This window comes from Rhizobium sp. BE258 (assembly GCF_031457345.1).
Taxonomy (GTDB): Bacteria; Pseudomonadota; Alphaproteobacteria; order Rhizobiales; family Rhizobiaceae; genus Rhizobium.
The window spans coordinates 347,104-367,178 of sequence record NZ_JAVDWL010000007.1 but is presented as its reverse complement, the minus strand read 5'-3'; the positions used below and the strand labels follow the sequence as shown (position 1 = coordinate 367,178).

Annotated in this window: 18 protein-coding genes; 6 read left to right on the top strand and 12 right to left on the bottom strand. The window is 61.1% G+C overall.

The genetic code is table 11. The features are described 5' to 3' along the window. Positions 1–16 precede the first annotated feature (16 nt). Positions 17–388, bottom strand: coding sequence for a response regulator (locus J2X43_RS24430; RefSeq protein WP_003547430.1), 372 nt, complete (start codon positions 386–388; stop codon positions 17–19). Between the two features lie 135 nt (positions 389–523). On the opposite strand from J2X43_RS24430, the gene J2X43_RS24425 reads away from it, so the two are divergent. The 3 genes from J2X43_RS24425 (at position 524) to J2X43_RS24415 (ending at position 2,921) form a co-directional block, all read left to right on the top strand. Next, positions 524–832, top strand: coding sequence for a DUF3572 domain-containing protein (locus J2X43_RS24425; RefSeq protein WP_310298514.1), 309 nt, complete (start codon positions 524–526; stop codon positions 830–832). 2 nt (positions 833–834) lie between these two features. Further along, positions 835–1,500, top strand: a complete 666-nt coding sequence (locus J2X43_RS24420) for a hypothetical protein (RefSeq protein ID WP_310298511.1) — start codon at positions 835–837, stop codon at positions 1,498–1,500. A gap of 95 nt (positions 1,501–1,595) precedes the next feature. Continuing rightward, positions 1,596–2,921 carry a DNA polymerase IV gene (locus J2X43_RS24415; protein WP_405049638.1) on the top strand — a complete coding sequence of 442 codons (1,326 nt, stop codon included), beginning with the start codon at positions 1,596–1,598 and terminating at the stop codon, positions 2,919–2,921. On the opposite strand, the gene J2X43_RS24410 is transcribed toward J2X43_RS24415, so the two are convergent. Next, positions 2,918–4,651: a GNAT family N-acetyltransferase gene (locus tag J2X43_RS24410; RefSeq protein ID WP_310298505.1), complete on the bottom strand. Its 1,734-nt coding sequence runs from the start codon at positions 4,649–4,651 to the stop codon at positions 2,918–2,920. The genes J2X43_RS24415 and J2X43_RS24410 overlap by 4 nt on opposite strands. 173 nt (positions 4,652–4,824) lie before the next feature. On the opposite strand from J2X43_RS24410, the gene J2X43_RS24405 reads away from it, so the two are divergent. Then, a complete protein-coding gene (locus J2X43_RS24405; protein WP_310298502.1) occupies positions 4,825–6,063 on the top strand; it encodes a L,D-transpeptidase family protein in 1,239 nt (412 codons plus the stop codon). Here the strand turns inward: J2X43_RS24405 and dnaE are convergent. After that, positions 6,060–9,545: a DNA polymerase III subunit alpha gene (gene dnaE, locus J2X43_RS24400; RefSeq protein WP_310298499.1), complete on the bottom strand. Its 3,486-nt coding sequence runs from the start codon at positions 9,543–9,545 to the stop codon at positions 6,060–6,062. The genes J2X43_RS24405 and dnaE overlap by 4 nt on opposite strands. Positions 9,546–9,848: 303 nt before the next feature. Here dnaE and J2X43_RS24395 point away from each other — a divergent pair, with 303 nt between their 5' ends. Then, a complete protein-coding gene (locus tag J2X43_RS24395; RefSeq protein ID WP_310298496.1) occupies positions 9,849–10,424 on the top strand; it encodes a hypothetical protein in 576 nt (191 codons plus the stop codon). A 67-nt stretch (positions 10,425–10,491) separates the two neighbouring features. Next, positions 10,492–10,956 (top strand): DUF5680 domain-containing protein, encoded by a 465-nt coding sequence (locus J2X43_RS24390; RefSeq protein ID WP_310298493.1) that lies wholly within the window; start codon positions 10,492–10,494, stop codon positions 10,954–10,956. Here the strand turns inward: J2X43_RS24390 and J2X43_RS24385 are convergent. From J2X43_RS24385 to nuoN, 9 genes are all read right to left on the bottom strand, one after another. Then, positions 10,953–11,636: an ABC transporter ATP-binding protein gene (locus J2X43_RS24385; RefSeq protein ID WP_310298492.1), complete on the bottom strand. Its 684-nt coding sequence runs from the start codon at positions 11,634–11,636 to the stop codon at positions 10,953–10,955. The two genes, J2X43_RS24390 and J2X43_RS24385, sit on opposite strands and share 4 nt — an antisense overlap. Positions 11,637–11,651: 15 nt before the next feature. Then, positions 11,652–12,959: a lipoprotein-releasing ABC transporter permease subunit gene (locus J2X43_RS24380; RefSeq protein WP_310298488.1), complete on the bottom strand. Its 1,308-nt coding sequence runs from the start codon at positions 12,957–12,959 to the stop codon at positions 11,652–11,654. A 13-nt stretch (positions 12,960–12,972) separates the two neighbouring features. Then, positions 12,973–14,295: a proline--tRNA ligase gene (gene proS / locus J2X43_RS24375; protein ID WP_112389687.1), complete on the bottom strand. Its 1,323-nt coding sequence runs from the start codon at positions 14,293–14,295 to the stop codon at positions 12,973–12,975. 584 nt (positions 14,296–14,879) lie between these two features. After that, positions 14,880–15,161, bottom strand: coding sequence for a DUF1467 family protein (locus tag J2X43_RS24370; protein ID WP_310298484.1), 282 nt, complete (start codon positions 15,159–15,161; stop codon positions 14,880–14,882). 123 nt (positions 15,162–15,284) lie between these two features. Then, positions 15,285–15,677: a hypothetical protein gene (locus J2X43_RS24365; protein WP_310298481.1), complete on the bottom strand. Its 393-nt coding sequence runs from the start codon at positions 15,675–15,677 to the stop codon at positions 15,285–15,287. An 81-nt stretch (positions 15,678–15,758) separates the two neighbouring features. After that, positions 15,759–16,163: a methylmalonyl-CoA epimerase gene (gene mce, locus J2X43_RS24360; protein ID WP_310298478.1), complete on the bottom strand. Its 405-nt coding sequence runs from the start codon at positions 16,161–16,163 to the stop codon at positions 15,759–15,761. A 4-nt stretch (positions 16,164–16,167) separates the two neighbouring features. Continuing rightward, positions 16,168–17,838 carry a ribonuclease J gene (locus J2X43_RS24355; RefSeq protein ID WP_310298475.1) on the bottom strand — a complete coding sequence of 557 codons (1,671 nt, stop codon included), beginning with the start codon at positions 17,836–17,838 and terminating at the stop codon, positions 16,168–16,170. A gap of 9 nt (positions 17,839–17,847) precedes the next feature. After that, on the bottom strand, positions 17,848–18,612 hold the full coding sequence (locus J2X43_RS24350; protein ID WP_310298472.1) for a biotin--[acetyl-CoA-carboxylase] ligase: 765 nt from the start codon (positions 18,610–18,612) through the stop codon (positions 17,848–17,850). Next, complete coding sequence (nuoN, locus tag J2X43_RS24345) at positions 18,612–20,057, bottom strand: NADH-quinone oxidoreductase subunit NuoN (protein WP_112389751.1); 1,446 nt, start codon at positions 20,055–20,057, stop codon at positions 18,612–18,614. The genes J2X43_RS24350 and nuoN overlap by 1 nt, the downstream gene beginning before the upstream one ends. Positions 20,058–20,075: the final 18 nt, after the last annotated feature.

The following is a 20,075-nucleotide window of genomic DNA, read 5'->3' as shown; positions in this document are numbered from 1 at the left end:
GCTTCTTTCCGATGCACTAAGCATCGCCGAGATAGGTCTTGATCGTTTCGATGAATTTGGGAACCGAGATCGGTTTTGAGACATAGGCCTCGCAACCGCCCTGACGAATCCGTTCCTCGTCGCCCTTCATGGCAAAGGCCGTGACGGCGATGACGGGAATGACATGTAGTTCGTCATCCTCTTTCAGCCACTTGGTCACCTCGAGACCGGAAACTTCCGGCAGCTGAATGTCCATGAGGATCAGATCCGGACGGTGTTTTCGAGCAAGATCAAGCGCTTCCATGCCGTTCCGGGTCTGGATGGTCGTATATCCCGAGGCCTCGATCAGGTCGCGAAAGAGCTTCATGTTGAGCTCATTATCTTCTACAATCATCACCTGTTTGGGCATGGCAAGCTCGTTCCTATGTTCCGTCCCTGCAAATGTCCGCTTGACAAGAAGCGACCTGCGAACGCGCGGCTCGACGAAACCGATAGCGGCAAGCTACCGGTATTTGGTTGAAAAAAAGGTAACTTACCCAGCGAAATGCAAAGCAACTTCAAGACCTCTAAACAACTGGCCAGGGATCCGTATGAAACGGCGATCGCCGTACTCGGCTGGCTTGCAAATGAACCCGACATGTTTTCGCGTTTTCTTGCTCTGACCGGCATTGAACCGGCCCAGGTGCGCAACGCGATCAACGATACGGCCTTCCTTTCCGGCATGCTCGACTTCGTCATGCAGCATGAGCCGACGGCCCTGGCTTTTTGCCAGGCGAGCGGCACGCCACCCGAGGCGCTGACGGCTGCCTGGCAGCATTTCTCGTCGCCCGGTCTCGATTCGGGCCAGTATTGACCGTGGCCGAGATCGAGCACCTCGACACATCGCATGTGCGGCTCGCCGACCGGCCGCTGATCGTCTGCGACGTCGATGACGTCGTGCTGCAATTCATCGTGCCGTTCGAGCGCTTTCTTGAGAGCGAGGGCTACCGGCTGGTGCCGCGGTCGTTCAAGCTGCACGGAAACATCGAAACGCCGGACGGGACAGCGGCTGACGAAGGCACGGTCAGCCGGCTGATCGAAACCTTTTTCGAGCGGCAGGAAGAGTGGCAGGCGCCGCTTCTGCTTGCCGAAGAAACTCTGGCGCGCCTTTCCGGCACCGCCGACATCGTGCTCCTGACGGCCATGCCGCCCGTCTATCGCGACCAGCGCCGCAGATTGCTCGACCGCTTCGAGCTGCATTACCCGCTGCTCGCCTCGCTGCAGCCCAAGGGGCCGATCGTCAAGGCGCTGCACGGCACCCGCGATGTGCCTGTCGTGTTCATCGACGACATGGTGCGCAACCTTCATTCGGTCCATGACCATGTCGAGGATTGCCTGCTGCTGCATCTGATGCCGGAGTCGGACGTTCATCGCTTTGCCCCTTCGGCCATGGAAGGCATCGCCCGGGTGAAGGGCTGGGAGGAGGCATCTGTTCATATCGGCGAACACTTTGGCGCCTCCGGCGGCAGTGGCCGCGGCTGATCCGCTGTCTTCATCGATCCAACGGCCCCAAAATGCCGTTTGTTATCCAACGCCACGGCGCTCCTCTGTCTTGAGACTCAAGAACTTAGAGCGTAATGTCGCGATGTTCAATATTTGTTCCCGTGATGACTTTAGCTGCACCTGACAAGACACCCGGCTTCTGTCGCGACTGCCTTGCCGAGCAGAAGGCGGAGACGCGCCGTTGCGTCAGCTGCGGAAGCCCGCGGCTTGTCCGGCACAAGGAGCTCTATGGCCTGACGCTGGCGCATATCGACTGCGACGCCTTCTATGCGGCAGTCGAAAAGCGCGACAATCCCGAACTCGCCGACAAGCCGGTGATCATCGGCGGCGGCAAGCGCGGCGTGGTTTCCACCGCCTGCTATATCGCCCGCATTCATGGCGTGCGCTCCGCCATGCCGATGTTCAAGGCCCTGGAAGCCTGCCCGCAGGCGATCGTCATCCGGCCCGACATGGAGAAATATGTCAGGGTCGGCCGCGAGGTCAGGTCGATGATGCAGGAGCTGACGCCGCTGGTGCAGCCGCTGTCGATCGACGAAGCCTTCCTGGAACTCGGCGGCACCGAGCGCCTGCACAACGATCCCCCTGCCCGGACGCTGGCGAAATTCGTACGGCGGGTGGAGAAGGAGATCGGCATCAGCGTGTCGGTCGGGCTTTCCTACTGCAAGTTCCTCGCCAAGGTTGCTTCCGACCTGCAGAAGCCCCGCGGCTTTTCGGTCATCGGGCGTGAAGAGGCTGTCGAGTTCCTGGCGCCGCGCCCGGTGACGACCATCTGGGGCGTCGGCAAGGCATTCGCGGCCACGCTCGAATCCGATGGCATCCGGACGATCGGTCAGCTGCAGCAGATGGAAGAGACGGACCTGATGCGCCGCTATGGCAGCATGGGCCAGCGCCTCGCGCGGCTCTCCCGCGGCGTCGACGACCGCGAGGTGCATCTCAACGAGGCAGCGAAAAGCGTCTCGTCGGAAACCACCTTCTTCGAAGACATTTCCCGTCACGAGGATCTCGTGCCGATCCTGCGGAACCTCTCCGAGAAGGTGTCCTGGCGGCTGAAGAAGGATGACATCGCCGGCCATACCGTCGTGCTGAAGATGAAGACGGCGGATTTCAAGCTACGGACGCGCAACAGGCGGCTGGAAGACCCGACGCAGCTTGCCGACCGGATCTTCCGCACCGGCGTTGAGCTGCTTGAACGGGAGACCGACGGCACTAAGTTTCGGCTGCTCGGCATCGGCGTCACCGATCTTTGCGATCCCGGCCGCGCCGATCCGCCCGATCTGATCGACGAGCAATCGACCCGCCGCGCGGCCGCCGAAGCGGCGATGGACAAGCTGCGCGAAAAGTTCGGCAAGAACACCGTCGAGACCGGTTACACGTTCGGCAGCGGCAAGCGCGACCGTTAGGCGACGGCCATCGCGTTGATCTGCGCCAGCACGGCCGCCTTGTTCAGCGCCGCCTGTGCGTGATCGGGCGCCAGTTCGAGGGCTCGCGAATAGCTTTCCGCCGCATCCTCCAACCGGCCCATCCGGCGCAGAACATTGCCGCGATTGTTAAAGGCCGCGGCATAGGACGGCGAGAGGGCGATGGCGCGCTCATAGCTGGCGATAGCCGCAGCATCCTCGGACAGAGCGGCAAGGATATTGCCGCAGGTGCAATGGGCCGCCGCATTGCCAGGCCCGGCGGCCAGCGCCTCAAGGATCGACGACTTTGCGGCATCGAGGCGGCCCTGCTGCAACAGCACGAGCGCCAGCTGATGCAGGGCCGCAAAGTGCCCGGGCACCGCTTCGATGATGCGGCGATAGCCGGATTCGGCGCGCGCCAGGGCGCCCTCACGGTGATCTGCGATCGCGGTGCGCATCAGCGCCTCCAGCTCGACATCCGCAGCAGGCCGGCGCCGTGCCGCTTCGAGGCTTTCAGCCAGCGCCAGCGCCTGGGAATGAGAAGGATCGGTGGCGAGGATCTGGCGGCAGCAGAGATCGGCATTTTCGATATCGCCTTTCGCTGCCATCTGGGCGGCGCGGTAACAGGCCGCGTCCAGCGAGCGTGGGTCGAGACGATCGCCGATATTGCGCTCGGAGACCGTCATCACCCTGCGACGCTCCACCAGCTGCTGTTCGCCGCCGAAAGTGAACTTGTAGGCAAAATCTCCGGTACCGAAATCGTAGTTCCGGTAGCCGTTCTCGATTGCCCAGCGCAGGCAATAACAATGCAGCGTGAAGCCCGGGCTGTGAGAGGCCGCGTTGCTATCCCGGCTGCCGATGAAGCAGATCATCGTCTTCTTCTTGTGATCGAGATAGAGGACCTGCATGGCGACAGGCCTGTCGCCCTCCCAAAGCACAGGCACCAGAAGCGATCCGTCATCAAGCGAACCGGGCAGCATCTTGCGGCAACCAGCAATGATCCCGGCGGCATAATCCGGCTGACGCACGCCCCATTGCGCATTCCACATCGCATAGAAGGTCTCGAGATTCTGCTCGAATGTCTCGGCGGTCGTATGCGTGACGTGCAGCCCATGCTTGCCGCTCGCCAAATCGCGCAGGGCGACCCGGGCGTTGCGGCGCGCCTTGGAGCTGAGGCGGGTACTGAGGAATGTCTCGAAGTCATCCGCCAACGGAATATACACATAGGCGTCGTGATCGATGCTCTCGCCGGCATCGGTGATATGGTCAGCCCGGACGACCTTGGCCGGTACAAATTCCTGGCGCGGAAAACTGCCGATCAGTGCGGAAAGACGCTGGTCCGACAGATAGATCTCATCGAGATTGAACCGGCGCCAGTTGAAGGTCTGCAGACTGGCTGCGAAAGCCGCCATCGCCTCGTCGGACCATTCGGGGCGGGAAAGAATGCCACTGTAAACGGAGAAGGGCATGCCCGCCATATGTATGGCATTGAAGAAACCCTTCCCCGGCTCGAAATCCAGGCGGATCTGCAGTGGCAGGAATGCGATGTAATGCTCATCCGCTTCCGTGCGCTTTGCCGCCAGGACATGCCAGTTGGCGCGCGTTTGCAAATAGCGCCGCATCCAGTTCCAGGACATGAAATAGTTCGATTCCGGATCGGCGTCATAGACCGCCTCCCAGTCGCCCTGCAATTTCTCGAGTTCGTCGAACGCAGACACAATATCGACGTGCATAGCCGGGCTCCCCAACCGCCACGGCGTCGAGATTTGCATACATTCGCGCCCACTACAATAAGCGGTCGCTTGATCACGAGTGCGTGACGTCCACCCCGGAGGCTCGCGATCAAGCCTTCCTTAAACTTCGTTGAATATTGTTCCCCTCGAGTATTGCGTATTGGTTGGGTAACATGTTCTCGCGTTTTGTTTTCGGCCTCGGCTTGCTGTCGGCAACCGCACTGGTGAACCCTGCTCTGGCAGCGGATGCCAGGACGCTGCAAATCATCGTCTCCAAGGACAAGCAATCGCTTGCGGTCTATGACGGCACCGAGGTCGTGGCGACCTCGAAAGTCTCGACCGGCAAGCCTGGCCACACGACGCCGAGCGGCATCTTCTCGGTGCTCGAGAAGAAGAAATATCACGAGTCCAATCTCTATTCGGCAGCACCGATGCCATGGATGCAGCGGCTGACATGGTCCGGCATCGCGCTGCACGAGTCGAATTCGGTGCCGCGCTATCCGGCCTCGCATGGCTGCGTGCGCATGCCCGCCGCCTTCGCCAAAGAGCTCTACAAGATGACGGATCTCAGCGTCCCCGTCATCATCAGCAACGCGGCCGTCGTGCCTGAACTGATCGACCACCCGTCGCTGTTCCGCCCGAATGCGCCGGAACCGGCATTGCTGCTTTCCGACGTCCAGCTACGCCCATCGATCGGCAGCACCGATGGCGAGCCAGTGCAGCTGGCCATGAACACCGTGTCTGCATCGCTGATCCCGCCAACGGCAGCGCCCGCTGAGAACCTCGAGCCGATCCGCATCCTGATCACCCGCCGCGCCCAGCGGGAAACGATCATCGACATCCAGACCTTCCTCAACCAGCTAGGCTTCAATGCCGGCAATCCGGATGGTTTGCTCGGCCCCTCGACGGTGCAGGCGATCAATGCTTTCAAGGCCTTGCGCCCGACTGCGTTCAAGGGCGACCGAACGCTCACCAGCGATACTCTCCTTAGGGAAGTTTACGCAGCGGTAGGCAAAGGCGAGCCGCCGAACGGCGTGCTGATGATCCGCCAGGATTTCAAGCCTGTCTTCGAGGCTCCCGTTACCATCGAGAACCCGGAACTGGCGCTCGGAACGCATTTCTTCACGCTGCACAAGGTGGATCAGGAAAACGGCACGGCAGACTGGCTGGGCCTGACGCTTGATAACAACCTGCCGTCCCAGACGATGAAGCGCCTCGGCATCAAGACGCAGGAAGGCTCGATCATCATGGGCAGCCCGATCACCAACGCGCTGTCGCGGATCCAGATCCCCGACGACACCAGGCGCAAGGTGGACATGATGCTGGCCGCCGGTTCGACGATGACGATTTCCGATACCGGCCTCGGCCCGGAGACCGGCGCCGGAACCGACTTCATCACCGTAACGCGCTAGACGAGCTCGACATCGACAATGCCGGGTGCTGCGCGCAGCGCCGCGGCGATCTCCGGCGTGATGCGGTATTTCTGCTGCAGCGCCACCTCGACCTCGCGCTTGCCATCCTCCTTGATGACGATGAAGGACACCAGCCCCTCGCCCTTGGCATTCAGGTGGGCGGCAACCGCCTTCAGCGGGCCGGAATCGCGGACATAGACGCGCAGCGTCTTCTGCATCTGCAGCGACTTTTCTTCCAGCGACTGGATGGTCTGGATCCGCAGCCCGATACCCTCGGGGCGCTCTTCGCCGGTGGCGGTGATGACGAAGGATTTTCCGGATTCCAGGATATCGCGATACTGGTTCAGCATCTCGGAAAACAGCACGGCTTCGTATTGGCCAGACGAATCCGAGAAGACGATGATGCCCATCTTGTTGCCGGTGCGCGTCTTGCGCTCCTGCTTGGAAATCACGGTACCGGCCAGACGGCCATTGGCCGCCCCCTGCCTGACGGCTGCCGAGAAATCCGCAAAAGTCTGCACGCGCATCTTGTCCAGCAGGCTGTTGTAGCTGTCGAGCGGATGTGCCGTCAGATAGAAACCGAGAACCTGGAATTCCTTCAGCAGCCGCTCCGAAGCAAGCCAGGGCGAATAGGGCGGCAGGGCGATCTTTTCCGGGCCCGACGACAGCGCGCCACCGAAGATATCGGACTGGCCGCTCAGCTTGTTTTCCTGGGCGCGCTGCGCATAGCCGAGCACGCGATCGAGACCAGCCGAAAGCTGCGCCCGATCGAGATTGAAGCAGTCGAAGGCGCCGGCATAGATCAGGCTTTCGAGCACGCGGCGGTTCACCTGGCGCGGATCGATGCGCAGGCAGAAATCCTCGATACTGGAAAAGGGCTTGTCGCCGCGCACCGAGACGATGTGTTCGACAGCATTTTCGCCGACGCCCTTGAGCGCTGCCAGCGCGTAATAGATCCGCTCCTCGCCCGTCTCGAAATGCCGGAACGACGTCTGGACCGAGGGCGCGATCACGTCGATGCCCAGGCGCTTGGCATCCTGACGGAAGTCGTTGACCTTGTCGGTGTTCGACATATCGAGCGTCATCGAGGCGGCGAGGAACTCGACCGGATAATGCGCCTTCATATAGGCCGTCTGGTACGAGACGATGGCGTAGGCGGCGGCATGCGACTTGTTGAAGCCGTAATTGGCAAACTTGGCGAGCAGTTCGAAAATGTTGTCGGCCTGCGGCTTCGACACGCCATTCTTGACGGCGCCGCTGACGAAGCGCTCGCGCTGCTGGTCCATCTCGGCCTTGATCTTCTTACCCATGGCGCGGCGCAGAAGGTCGGCTTCACCCAGCGAGTAGCCGGAGAGCACCTGAGCGATCTGCATGACCTGCTCCTGGTAGACGATAACGCCCTGGGTTTCCTTCAGCAGGTAGTCGATGGTCGGATGGATCGACTCGACCTCTTCCTCGCCGTGCTTGCGGGCGTTGTAGGTCGGGATGTTTTCCATCGGGCCCGGGCGGTAGAGCGCCACCAGCGCGATGATGTCCTCGATGCAGTCGGGTTTCATGCCGATCAGCGCCTTGCGCATGCCGGCACTTTCCACCTGGAACACGCCGACCGTTTCGCCGCGCGCCAGCATCTCGTAGGTCTTCTTGTCATCGAGCGGGATCGAGGCCAGATCGACCTTGATGCCGCGCTTGGCGACGAAATCGACGGCGACCTTCAGAACGGTCAGCGTCTTCAGGCCGAGGAAGTCGAACTTCACCAGGCCGGCCTGTTCCACCCACTTCATGTTGAACTGGGTGACGGGCATGTCTGAGCGCGGATCGCGATACATCGGCACCAGCTTCGACAGCGGACGGTCGCCGATGACGATACCGGCGGCATGGGTCGAGGCATGGCGGTAGAGGCCTTCGATCTTCTGGGCGATGTCGAGCAGACGGGCGACGACAGGTTCCTTGGCCGCCTCTTCCTGCAGCTTCGGCTCTTCCTCGATCGCCTTCGACAGCGGCGTCGGATTGGCCGGGTTGTTCGGCACCAACTTGCAGATCTTGTCGACCTGGCCATAGGGCATTTCGAGCACGCGGCCGACGTCTCGAAGGGCGGCGCGCGCCTGCAGCGAACCGAAGGTGATGATCTGCGCCACCTGCTCGCGGCCGTATTTCTTCTGCACGTAGCGGATCACCTCTTCGCGGCGATCCTGGCAGAAGTCGATATCGAAGTCGGGCATCGACACGCGATCGGGATTGAGGAAGCGTTCGAACAGCAGCGAGAAGCGCAGCGGATCGACGTCGGTAATCGTCAGGGCGTAGGCAACCAGCGAGCCCGCACCGGAACCGCGGCCCGGGCCGACCGGGATGTCCTGCAGCTTGGCCCATTTGATGAAGTCGGCAACGATCAGGAAGTAGCCGGGGAACTTCATCTTTTCGATGACGCTGAGCTCGAATTCGAGCCGGTCGCGATAGTCCTTTTCCTCATAGCCCGGCGACATGCCGAGCGTCGCCAGACGCATGTCGAGGCCTTCCACGGCCTGGCGGCGCAGCTCTCCGGATTCGGCGCGATCGGCCTCGTCGGCGTCGTCGCTGGCGCCGGTAAAGCGCGGCAGGATCGGCTTGCGGGTTTGCAGCACGAAGGAGCAGCGTCTTGCGATCTCCAGCGTGCTTTCCAGCGCCTCCGGCAGATCGGCAAACAGCTTGGCCATCTCCGCCCGGCTCTTCAGATAGTGATCCGGAGTCAGTCGGAAGCGGCTGTCGTCGGAGACGATGGCGTTGTGCGCCACGGCCATCAGGGCGTCATGCGCGTCATAATCGTCCCGCGCCGGGAAGAAGGCCTCGTTGGTCGCTACCAGCGGCAGATCGTGCTCATAGGCAAGGCCGATCATCTTCTGCTCGTGGCGCTTGTCATAGGTGCCGTGGCGCTGCAGCTCGACATAGAGCCGGTCGCCGAACAGCGCCTTGAGACGCGACAGGCGCGACACAGCCGGCGCCATATGCCCCTGCTTGAGAGCCATATCGATGGGGCCGCCAAGCGAACCGGTGAGCGCGATCAGACCCTCGGTGCCGGCCTCCTCCAGCCAGGAGGCGCGGACGTGGACCGCCTGGTTGTCTTCACCGCCGAGATAGGCGCGGCTCACCAGATCGACGAGGCGCTCGTAACCGGCAGCTGTTGCGGCCAGCACGACGATCGCAGGCAGTTTGCCCATCATCTGCTGGCCGCCGCGCTTTTCAACTTCGAGCCCGTCTTCCATATCAACGGAGATCTGGCAGCCAATGATCGGCTGCAGCCCCTCGTCCATCGCCTTCTGGGCGAATTCGAGGGCGACGAAGAGATTGTTGGTATCGGTGATGGCAATCGCCGGCTGGCTGTCGCCCGAAGCCTTGTAGAGGATCTTCTTCAGCGGCAGCGCACCCTCGAGCAGCGAATAGGCCGAGTGTACGCGCAGATGAACGAAACCCGGCGTCCCGCCGATAAATCCGCCCTCTGCATCCGCCATGACACGTCCCTTCAATCGCCCGTATGAATCGGTGCCATTGTCGGTCCTGGCCGTGGAGATGTCCAGAAGAAGTCCCTGCCCGGAACCGCATGGCAGCCATGCGGTCCCCTGAAAAATTACATCGCCATCAGGATCAGAGAGAAGCTGGCAACAAACATTGCGATGGAGGTGAATGCTGCGACGTCACGGATCATGTCAGTCATTTGGCTCTCCTTTACTCGTTATGTTTTTAGTTTGTTCCGCTATTGTTCCGTTGTCAACAGAATTGTTTTCTGTTTGGTTAACGCGGAACAGGAGAGAAACATGCGCCTCACAATCCTTGCCGCCGCCCTGCTTTCGGCCCAGGCCGCTATTGCCGCAGACACCGGCCCCGCCCGCATCGTCGATGCGGCCGTGGGCGATTGGAACGGCGATGGGAAGCCCGATCTGGCAGTGCTTGCCGAGGCCGCGGCGGATGCCGAAGACGATCAGCTCGGCATCTACATCTATCTGCGCGACGACCACGATCTGCTGCGGCTCGCTGCCAGCGCACCCGGCAAGATCTGGGGCAGCACGGCTGTGGACGGGATCTACGGCCAGGAGCCGTCGATCAAGGCCGCCGGAAAATCGTCGATCGCCGTCCATTCGCAGAACAGCGCCATCGGCCGGGACCGCTGGGAGCAGACGCTGACGCTCGCCTATCGCAACGGCCAGTTCGTCGTCGCCGGCTATACCTACAGCGATTACGACACGCTCGACCCGGATGCCGGTGGCACCTGCGACTACAATGCGCTGACGGGCAAATTGCAGAAAGGAGGCAAGGATCAGACATCGGAGCCGCGCGTTATCGCCATTACCGACTGGAAGGACGAAACCGGCCAGTCGATCTGCGGCAACTGACGCTTGTTCTCTTTTTGTTCTTTACAAATATCGTTGCGTCTGCGAGACATATCGCAGGAGGCGCGGCATGTATCTCACTTTCTTGAACGACTTCATCGTCGAGGCAAAATCGCAGACCTATGTCGGCGGCGGAGCAAAGATAGCGGCCTGCCGGTCGGGATCGCAGGATATCGGCTATGAGCGCGGCGAATGGCGCTATCTCGACAGCTATTTCGGCGGCACCGATTTCGCCGGCCAGGAAACCGTCTGGCTGAACGGCGAGCCCGTCTGGGCGATGAACTACTTCGGCCACATCATCGAGCCGCGGCTGATCGACGGCAGCCGCGCCGGGGCCGTGATCAAGGCAGCACTCTCGGCGCTTTATGGCGGTGAAAAACGCTTTCTCGGCGGCATGGAATATGAGCACGAGTTCGGCCTGTATATCGACCGAAGCGAGGGTGATTGCGGCCATTTCCGCGGCATGGAGATGATTGTCGTTGAAGAACGGCGCGCTTACGAGCTCGATTATCGCGGCGGTCTGATCCGCCTTTAGAACTCGACGACCTTGCCGTCGGTGATCGTCACGCGGCGGTCCATGCGCGCGGCGAGATCGTGATTGTGGGTGGCGATCAGTGCCGCGAGACCGGACTGGCGAACCAGCGCTTCCAGCGCGTCGAAGACGTAGTTGGCGGTTTCCGGATCGAGATTGCCGGTCGGCTCGTCGGCGAGAAGCAGCGACGGCGCATTGGCAACAGCGCGGGCGATCGCCACGCGCTGCTGCTCGCCGCCGGAGAGCTCGCCCGGGCGATGGGCGCCGCGATGGCCGATGCGCATGTATTCGAGGAGCTGCTGGGCGCGCACGGCAGCTTCCTTGCGCGCCAGGCCTGATATCATCTGCGGCATCATGATGTTTTCCTGCGCCGAGAATTCCGGCAGCAGGTGATGAAACTGATAGACGAAGCCGATCTCGCTGCGGCGGATCGCGGTTCGCTTGTCGTCGGAGAGCCCGTTGCAGGCATGACCGTTGATGCTGACCTCGCCGTCATCAGGGTGCTCCAGCAGACCCGCCAGATGCAGCAGCGTCGACTTGCCGGTACCCGAGGGCGCGACAAGCGCGACGATTTCGCCGCTATGCAGCGTGAAATCCGCGCCCTTCAAAATCGAGAGCACCGTATCGCCCTGCCCGTAGTGACGCTCGACGCCGGAAAGCTTGAGAACGACATTGCGTTTCATGGAGTTCAGCATTCCTTATTCGTAACGTAGCGCTTGCACCGGATCGAGGCGCGAGGCGCGCCAGGCCGGGAAGATGGTCGCAAGGAAGGACAGCGTCAGCGCCATGATCACGACAGAGGTCGTCTCGCTGACGCTCATCTCGGCCGGCAGCTGGCTCAGGAAATAGAGCTGCGGATTGAAGAGAATGGTGCCGGTGATCCAGGAGAAGAACTGGCGGATCGACTCGATATTGATGCAGACGACAACGCCGAGCAGAACGCCTGCCAGCGTGCCGACGATACCGATTGCGGCGCCGGTCATGAAGAAGATGCGCATGATCGCACCGGAGCTGGCGCCCATGGTGCGCAGGATGGCGATATCGCTGCCCTTGTCCTTCACCAGCATGATCAGGCCGGAGATGATGTTCAGCGCCGCGACCAGAACGATCAGCGTCAGGATCATGAACATGACATTGCGCTCGACCTGTAGCGCGGAGAAGAAGGTCTGGTTGCGCTGGCGCCAGTCGGTGATGGCGATCTGGCGGCCAGCGGCATCCTCCACCTTCGGCCTCAGATTGTCGATATCATCGGGATTATTGGCGAAGAGCTCGATCGACTGCACCAGCCCTTCCGAATTGAAATAGAGCTGCGCCTCCTCGAGCGGCATGTAGATGATGGCGGAATCATATTCCGACATGCCGATCTCGAAGATACCCGATATGGTGTAGGACTTGACGCGCGGATTGACGCCCATCGGCGTCACATCGCCTTCCGGCGAAATCAGCGTGATCGTGTCGCCTGCCTGCAGCCCCAGCTGGTTGGCCATGCCGGAGCCGATCAACACGCCCTGCCCGGACATGAAGCCGACGAGATCGCCGGACTTAATGTTGTCGGAGACGGTTTTCAGCTTGGTCAGGTCTTCGGAGCGAATACCGCGCACCAGCGCGCCGCTGCCCGCCCCACCCTGGCCTGACGCCAGCGTCTGGCCCTCGACCAGCGGCAGAGCCATGCGGATACCGGGCACGGCGGCGAATTTCTCCGTCAGCGCCGCATAGTCGGTGAACGGCGCATCGACCGGCTGGACGATCATATGGCCATTGATGCCGAGAATGCGCGAGATCAGCTCGGTGCGGAACCCGTTCATCACGGCCATGACGATGATCAGCGTCGCGACGCCGAGCATGATGCCGACGAAGGAGAAGCCGGCGATCACCGAAATGAAGGCTTCCTTTCGCCGGGCGCGCAGATAGCGCCAGGCGACCATGCGTTCGAAGGTGGAAAATGGCTTACTCGCCGAACCGAAACCGGATTTGGAACCCCGCTGGTCCACTGCTGCGTCTGCCATTTCGCCTCCGATATCAGCCCAAGAGCTTGTTGATCGCCGCGTCGATCGTCATCGTTTCGCGGGCGCCCGTCTTGCGGTCCTTGACTTCGACTTCGCCGTTCGCGACCGCACGCGGGCCGGCAATGATCTGAACCGGAACACCGATCAGGTCTGCCGTCGCGAATTTCGTTCCGGCGCGATCGTCGGTATCGTCATAAAGGACGTCCTTGCCGGCCTTGGAGAGCGCGGCATAGATCTTTTCGCAGGCGCTGTCGCAAGCGGCGTCGCCGGCCTTCATGTTGATCACGATCGCATCGAACGGCGCGACGGAGGCCGGCCAGATGATTCCGTTCTCATCATGCGATGCTTCGATGATGGCGGGAACAAGGCGTGTCGGACCGATCCCGTAAGAACCCATGTGAACATTGTGTTCCTTGCCGTCAGGTCCCTGCACCTTGGCGCCCATCGGGTCGGAATATTTCGTGCCGAAATAGAAGATATGACCGACTTCGATGCCGCGCGCCGAAAGCCTGTCGCTCTCGGGAATGGCGTCGAAAGCGGCTTCGTCATGCATTTCCGAGGTGGCGGCGTAGACCGACGTCCACTTCTTGAAGATCGCATCCAAACCGGCGACGTCGTCGAAATCGGTATCGACAGAGGGGATGTCGAAATTCACGAAGTCCTTGTGGCTGTAGACTTCGGATTCGCCGGTGTCGGCCAGGATGATGAATTCGTGGCTGAGATCGCCGCCGATCGGGCCGGTATCGGCACGCATCGGAATGGCGCGCAGGCCGAGACGATCGAAGGTGCGCAGGTAGGCGGCGAACATCTTCTTATAGGAGTGCTCGGCGCCTTCGCGCGTCAGGTCGAAGGAATAGGCATCCTTCATCATGAACTCGCGCGAGCGCATGGTGCCGAAACGCGGACGGATCTCGTCGCGGAACTTCAGCTGGATATGATAGAGGTTCAGCGGCAGGTCCTTGTAGGACTTGACGTAGGACCGGAAGATGTCGGTGACCATCTCTTCGTTGGTCGGGCCGTAGAGCATCGGACGGTCCTGGCGGTCCTTGATGCGCAGCATTTCCTTGCCATAGGCGTCGTAGCGGCCGCTTTCCTGCCAGAGCTCGGCAGACTGCAGCGTCGGCATCGACAGCTCGATGGCGCCGGAGCGGTTCTGCTCCTCGCGGATGATATTGTTGACCTTGTCGAGGACGCGCTTGCCGAGCGGCAGCCAGGAATAGATGCCCTGCGACTGCTGGCGGATCATGCCGGCGCGCAGCATCAGCCGGTGGGAGACGATTTCCGCCTCCTTGGGGTTTTCCTTCAGGATGGGCAGGAAGTAGCGGGACAGACGCATGACGGATTCCAGAGCAGTTGGGATTCCACATCAATCGCGGAATCGACGGCAATCGTTAACAGTGGCAGCGTTCATATCTGCTTCGCAGCCGGAAAGAAACCCGCGCGATACGCAAGCAGCCTTCCGCAGACGCAAGTTAACGTCCGGAAAATGCGAATGCAGAAAAAATCGCGTGTTTATAAGGGCTTGCATCAAAATCTTGTCAACAGGAATTTTTTACCCGACTGTAGCAAAAATGCAAAAAAAGCTGGTGACAAAGCCCATTCTTTGAGCTAGTTTCAGCTCACAAAACAGGCAAGGAGATAAATTCTTGCCAACTCGCGGTCAAGTCTTGGGAGGATCAGATCTTAGGCGCGCTTGTCGCAGCCCCGGTAACGGTTACGGATCACGCGATACTTAAAACAAGGCTTTTAGCCTTGTTTTTTTTTGGTTTTTCAGCCCCTTCCCTAACGTAAACATCAGAGAATTGACGTCGCGGCAGATGCTCTTGCCGCCGCGTGAGCTCTTTGCATCATCTTGATGACAGCCGTATGACGGCATTTTCGAGAGAACTAACGCATATGCTCAAAGATTGAGCAAAAGCCCTATTCGATGTTGAAGGCTGGGCCGATCTGCGGCAGGGCGTCGAACCCCCAGCCGAAGTAGGTCGACGAGAAATACCACGCGCCATAGACGATCGCTGAAACCACCGTCGTCGTCGAGAATACGAAGAGCGCGCGGAAGCGTGTCGGCGCACTTGGAATGGTGCCGAGCACGATCTCGTTGTCATCCGCCTGCGTGCGCAGACCGATCGGCAGGACGGCGAAAAGCGTGATCCACCAGACGATGAAATAGACGGCGAAGCCCTGTAAGAAAATCTGCAGCATGGTGGGTTCCAAATCGCGTTGCGACCATCGCAACGCCGCGCCTTATAGAGTGGATTGGCGCGAAGCTCAAATCACGCCGCGCGCTCAGCTGGGGAATAGGTCACTCTGCCGCAGCGGGCCCTATCAGTCGCGAAGCGTCTCACTACGGAGTCTCGTGCAGTCCTTCAAGGCCGCGCTGAACTGTTCCGGTGGCATGCCGTCTTCCAATTGCCTGATCAGCTCATCGACACGGGCCTGCACGATCGCCTCCGCGGCAGGCTTGGGCTGACCTGCGCGCACGAGATTTTGTTCGCCTGCGCTGCTCAACACCAAGAATGCGTCATACATACGCTCGCGCTGGCGGGTTTGCCAGTTCCTGGGATAGGCCTCGACCAGAAGACGAAAGACTGCGGAGCATTCGAGCTGATGCCTCGCCCTCGCGGTAAGGGCATTGCCATCGACCGCCGCTTGCGCATGGGCGCCGGCAGGCACGGCTGGACAAATAGCACAGGCGATCCCTATTGATCTGACCGACATTTGCGTTCCTCCACCTTCGAGAGGAATAGCAACCCTAGGTAAATATTCAATATGAATATCGGGTTGTGCTTCGAGTGGCGGTCAGACCTGCTCCAGCTCGATCAGCGTCCCGAAGAAATCCTTGGGGTGCAAGAACAGAACCGGCTTGTCATGGGCGCCGGTTTTCGGTTCGCCGTTGCCCAGCACCCTAGCCCCTGATGTCAGCAACTGATCACGGGCAGCAATGATATCCGCCACCTCGTAGCAGATATGGTGCATGCCGCCGGCAGGGTTCTTTTCGAGGAAGGCTGCAATCGGCGAGGCATCGCCGAGCGGCTCCAGCAGTTCGACTTTGGTGTTCTCGAGCTCGACGAAGACGACGGTGACGCCGTGGTCAGGCAGGGCCTGCGGCTGTGATACCCTGGCACCCAGGGTATCACGATAGCTGGCGCTCGCCGCAGCGAGATCGGGGACGGCAAGCGCGATGTGATTGACGCGGCCGAGCATAAGGTCAGACCTTGCTGAGGAAGACAGTCACAACCGGCTTCTTGCCCCAGGCATGGTTTGCCGCCGAGCGCACAGCGCGGCGCGCGGCCTCCTGCACCATGTCCAGATCCTTGCGACGGGCGCGCGGAATGCTCTCGATGGCGCCGACGACAGCGTCATAAAGCGTATCCTCGAGTTCATCACCTTCGTCGTCGTAAACAGGCAGGCCGATCGCCACGACATCCGGCTCGCCGATGATGTCGAAGCGGCTGTCCAGCAGCACGTTGACGGCGACATGGCCGACATAGGAGAGCTTCTTGCGATCGCCGATGCCCATTTCCTCGAAATCGCCGATCAGTGAGCCGTCCTTGTAGATCCGGCCATGCGGGGCTTCATCGATGACCTGGGCCGGACCCGGCGCCAGGCGCAGCACGTCGCCGTTGCGCACACGGGGAACGCTGGCGATGCCCGACTGTTCGGCAAGTTCCTTATGCGCCGTCAGATGCGTCGCCTCGCCGTGCACAGGCACGAGAATCTTCGGCCGCACCAGCTGGTACATCTTCTGCAGTTCGTTGCGGCGCGGATGGCCGGAAACGTGAACCAGCGCTTCACTGTCGGTGATGATGTGAATGCCCTGCTCGACGAGGCCGTTCTTGATGTCCTGAATGGCTTTCTCGTTGCCGGGAATGGCGCGCGAGGAGAAGACCACGATGTCGCCGGCGGCAAGCGCCACGTTGCGCATCTCGTCCCGCGACAGCTTGGCGAGAGCGGCACGCGGCTCGCCCTGGCTGCCGGTCAGGATCACCACGACCTTGTCACGCGGGATATAGCCGTATTCGTCTTCGGCGATGAACGGCTTGATGCCTTCCATCAGGCCCAGCTCGCGGGAGACATCGACGACACGCTTCAGCGAACTGCCGAGCAGCAGGATCTCGCGGCCGGCGGCCTCGGCTGCCTCGGCGACGGTGCGGATACGGCCGACATTCGAGGAGAAAGTGGTAATCGCCACGCGTCCTTCGGCATTCTCGATGATCTTGCGCAGGCTGGCGGAAACATCCTTTTCGGATGGCGAGACACCATCGCGCAGCGCGTTGGTGGAATCGCACATCAGCGCCAGGACGCCTTCGTCGCCGAGTTGGCGGAAGCGGGTCTCGTCGGTCAACGGCCCGAGCGACGGCTCGTGGTCGATCTTCCAGTCGCCGGTATGGATGACATTGCCGAGCGGCGTGCGGATCATCAGCGACATCGGCTCGGGGATCGAGTGGTTGACGGCGACGCCTTCGATGCTGAAGGGGCCGACATTGATCGTATCGCCCGCCTTGAAGATCGTCACCGGCACTTCGCCGATCGCGTCCTTCTCGAAATTGCGCTTGGCTTCGAGAAGCCCGGCCGTGAACGGCGAGGCGTAGACCGGGACGTTCAGGCCCGGCCAGAGATCGGCCAGTGCACCGTAGTGGTCTTCGTGGGCATGGGTGATGATGATGGCCCTGAGGCTCTTTCGCTCCTTGGCGAGAAAGCGGATATCGGGGAGCACCAGATCGACACCCGGCAGATCGGGACCCGGGAAGGTCACGCCGCAATCGACCATGATCCACTGGCGATGATCCGCGGGGCCGTAGCCGTACAGCGCGAGATTCATGCCGATCTCGCCGACGCCGCCCAGCGGAAGAAATACCAGTTCGTCCTGTTTCGCCATTAGGTCCTACTATCCAAAGAAAACATCACCGGCAGCGATCTGCAGTATCCTGCCTGCGCCGGTATCGAGCATCAACAGCCCATTATCATCAATTCCGGCGAATTGGCCGGAAATCGACCTGTCCGGCAAATTCACCGTAATCTTCTCGCCAATGCCGCAGGCGACATCGCGCCAGCGTGCGGTAATCTCCCGGATGCCGCGGCCCTCGTTCCAGATATCCAGAACTTCGGCCATCGAGGCATAGAGATGCGCAAACAATTCCTCAGGGGAAGCCCTGCCACCCTGCTCCCTGATGCAGGTCACCGGATACATCGGATTATCAGGCATGACGGAAACATTGATGCCGATGCCGATCACCAGCGCATAGCGGCCATCCGGCAGCTGCTCGCCCTCGACGAGGATGCCGCAGGTCTTCTTGCGGCCGATCAGGATGTCGTTCGGCCACTTGACTTCGAGCGGCTCGGCGGCTGGCGGCAGCACCATGCGAACGGCCTGATGCACGGCAACCGCAATCGCCAGCGGCAGGGAGCCCATGCGCTCCATCGGCGCCGGATCGATAAGAAGAAGAGAGGCGTAGAGATTGCCGGGTTCGGAAACCCAGGGGCGTCCACGGCGGCCGCGGCCGCCTGTCTGCCTGACGGCGGTCACCCAGAGGAAGCCGCTGTCCCCTGCCCGAGCCCGGGCAAGGCATTCCGTATTGGTCGACGGGGTCTCCGGCAGCGCTTCATGCCGGAAATCGCCGAGCGATATCCGGCGGCGCATGGGAGACACCATCAGAACAGCGTCGCTGCCGCGAGCTCAGCCGCACCGCCGATCGGACCGCCGATGAGAACATAGGCGAGAACGAACAGACCGGAGAGACCGTAGACCAGCTTGAGAGCGCCGGAGACGCGGGCAAACTCACCCTTGGCTTCATCGAACCACATCAGCTTGATGACGCGCAGGTAGTAGTAAGCGCCAACGACCGAAGCCAGAACGCCGATGATCGCCAGCGCATAGAGCTTGGCTTCTATGGCGGCGACGAAGACGAAGTACTTCGCGAAGAAGCCTGCCATCGGCGGAATGCCGGCCAGCGAGAACATCAGGATCGTCAGCACGGTCGCCATGAACGGGTTGGTGCTGGAGAGACCTGCGAGATCATCGATACCTTCGACGACGGTGCCATCCTTGCGGCGCATCGACATGATGATCGCGAAGGAGCCGAGCGTCATGACCATGTAGATGACCATATAGAGCATGACGCCGGAGACGCCCGTCTGGTTGCCGGCTGCGAGGCCGACCAGCGCATAGCCCATGTGACCGATCGACGAATAGGCCATCAGTCGCTTGATGTTCTTCTGGCCGATAGCGGCGAAGGAACCGAGCAGCATCGAGGCGATCGAGATGAAGACGACGACCTGCTGCCAGTCCGCCATGATCGGCTGGAAGGCGGTGATGACGATGCGGGTCATCATCGCCATGGCGGCAACCTTCGGCGCGCTGGCCAGGAAGGCCGTGACCGGGGTAGGTGCACCCTCATAAACGTCAGGTGTCCACATGTGGAACGGCACGGCCGAGATCTTGAAGGCGATACCGGCGAGGATGAAGACCAGACCGAAGATCAAGCCCAGCGAACGCGCACCTTCGACATTCAGCGCCTGGGCGATGTCGGCGAAATGCGTGTGGCCGGTGAAGCCGTAGACGAGCGACATGCCGTAGAGCAGCATGCCCGAGGAGAGCGCGCCGAGGACGAAATACTTCAGGCCGGCTTCAGTCGACTTGACGCTGTCGCGGTTGATCGCAGCGACGACATAGATCGCCAGCGACTGCAGCTCGAGGCCGAGATAGAGAGCGATCAGGTCGTTTGCCGAGATCATCAGCATGATGCCGAGCGTGCAGAGCACGAGGAGAACCGGGAACTCGAACTTGTCGAGCTGGTTTTCCTTGGCAAGGCCGAGCGACATGAACAGCGCCACGAAGGAGCCGGTCAGCGCAGTAACCTTCATGAAGCGGGAGAAGCCGTCCGCCTGATACACACCGCCGAAGGCAAGGCCCGTGGACGGGATGAAGATCAGCCAGAGCGCCGAGGCGGCAAACAGGATCATGGCGAGCACGCTCACCATGCGCCCGGAACGCTCGCCCGCAAAGACGCCGATCATCAGAAGGACAAGGGCGCCTACCGCGAGGATCAACTCCGGCGCGGCGAGATGCAGACTTGCAAGAATGGTTTCAGCGGTCATGTCCAAATAGTCCCGTCA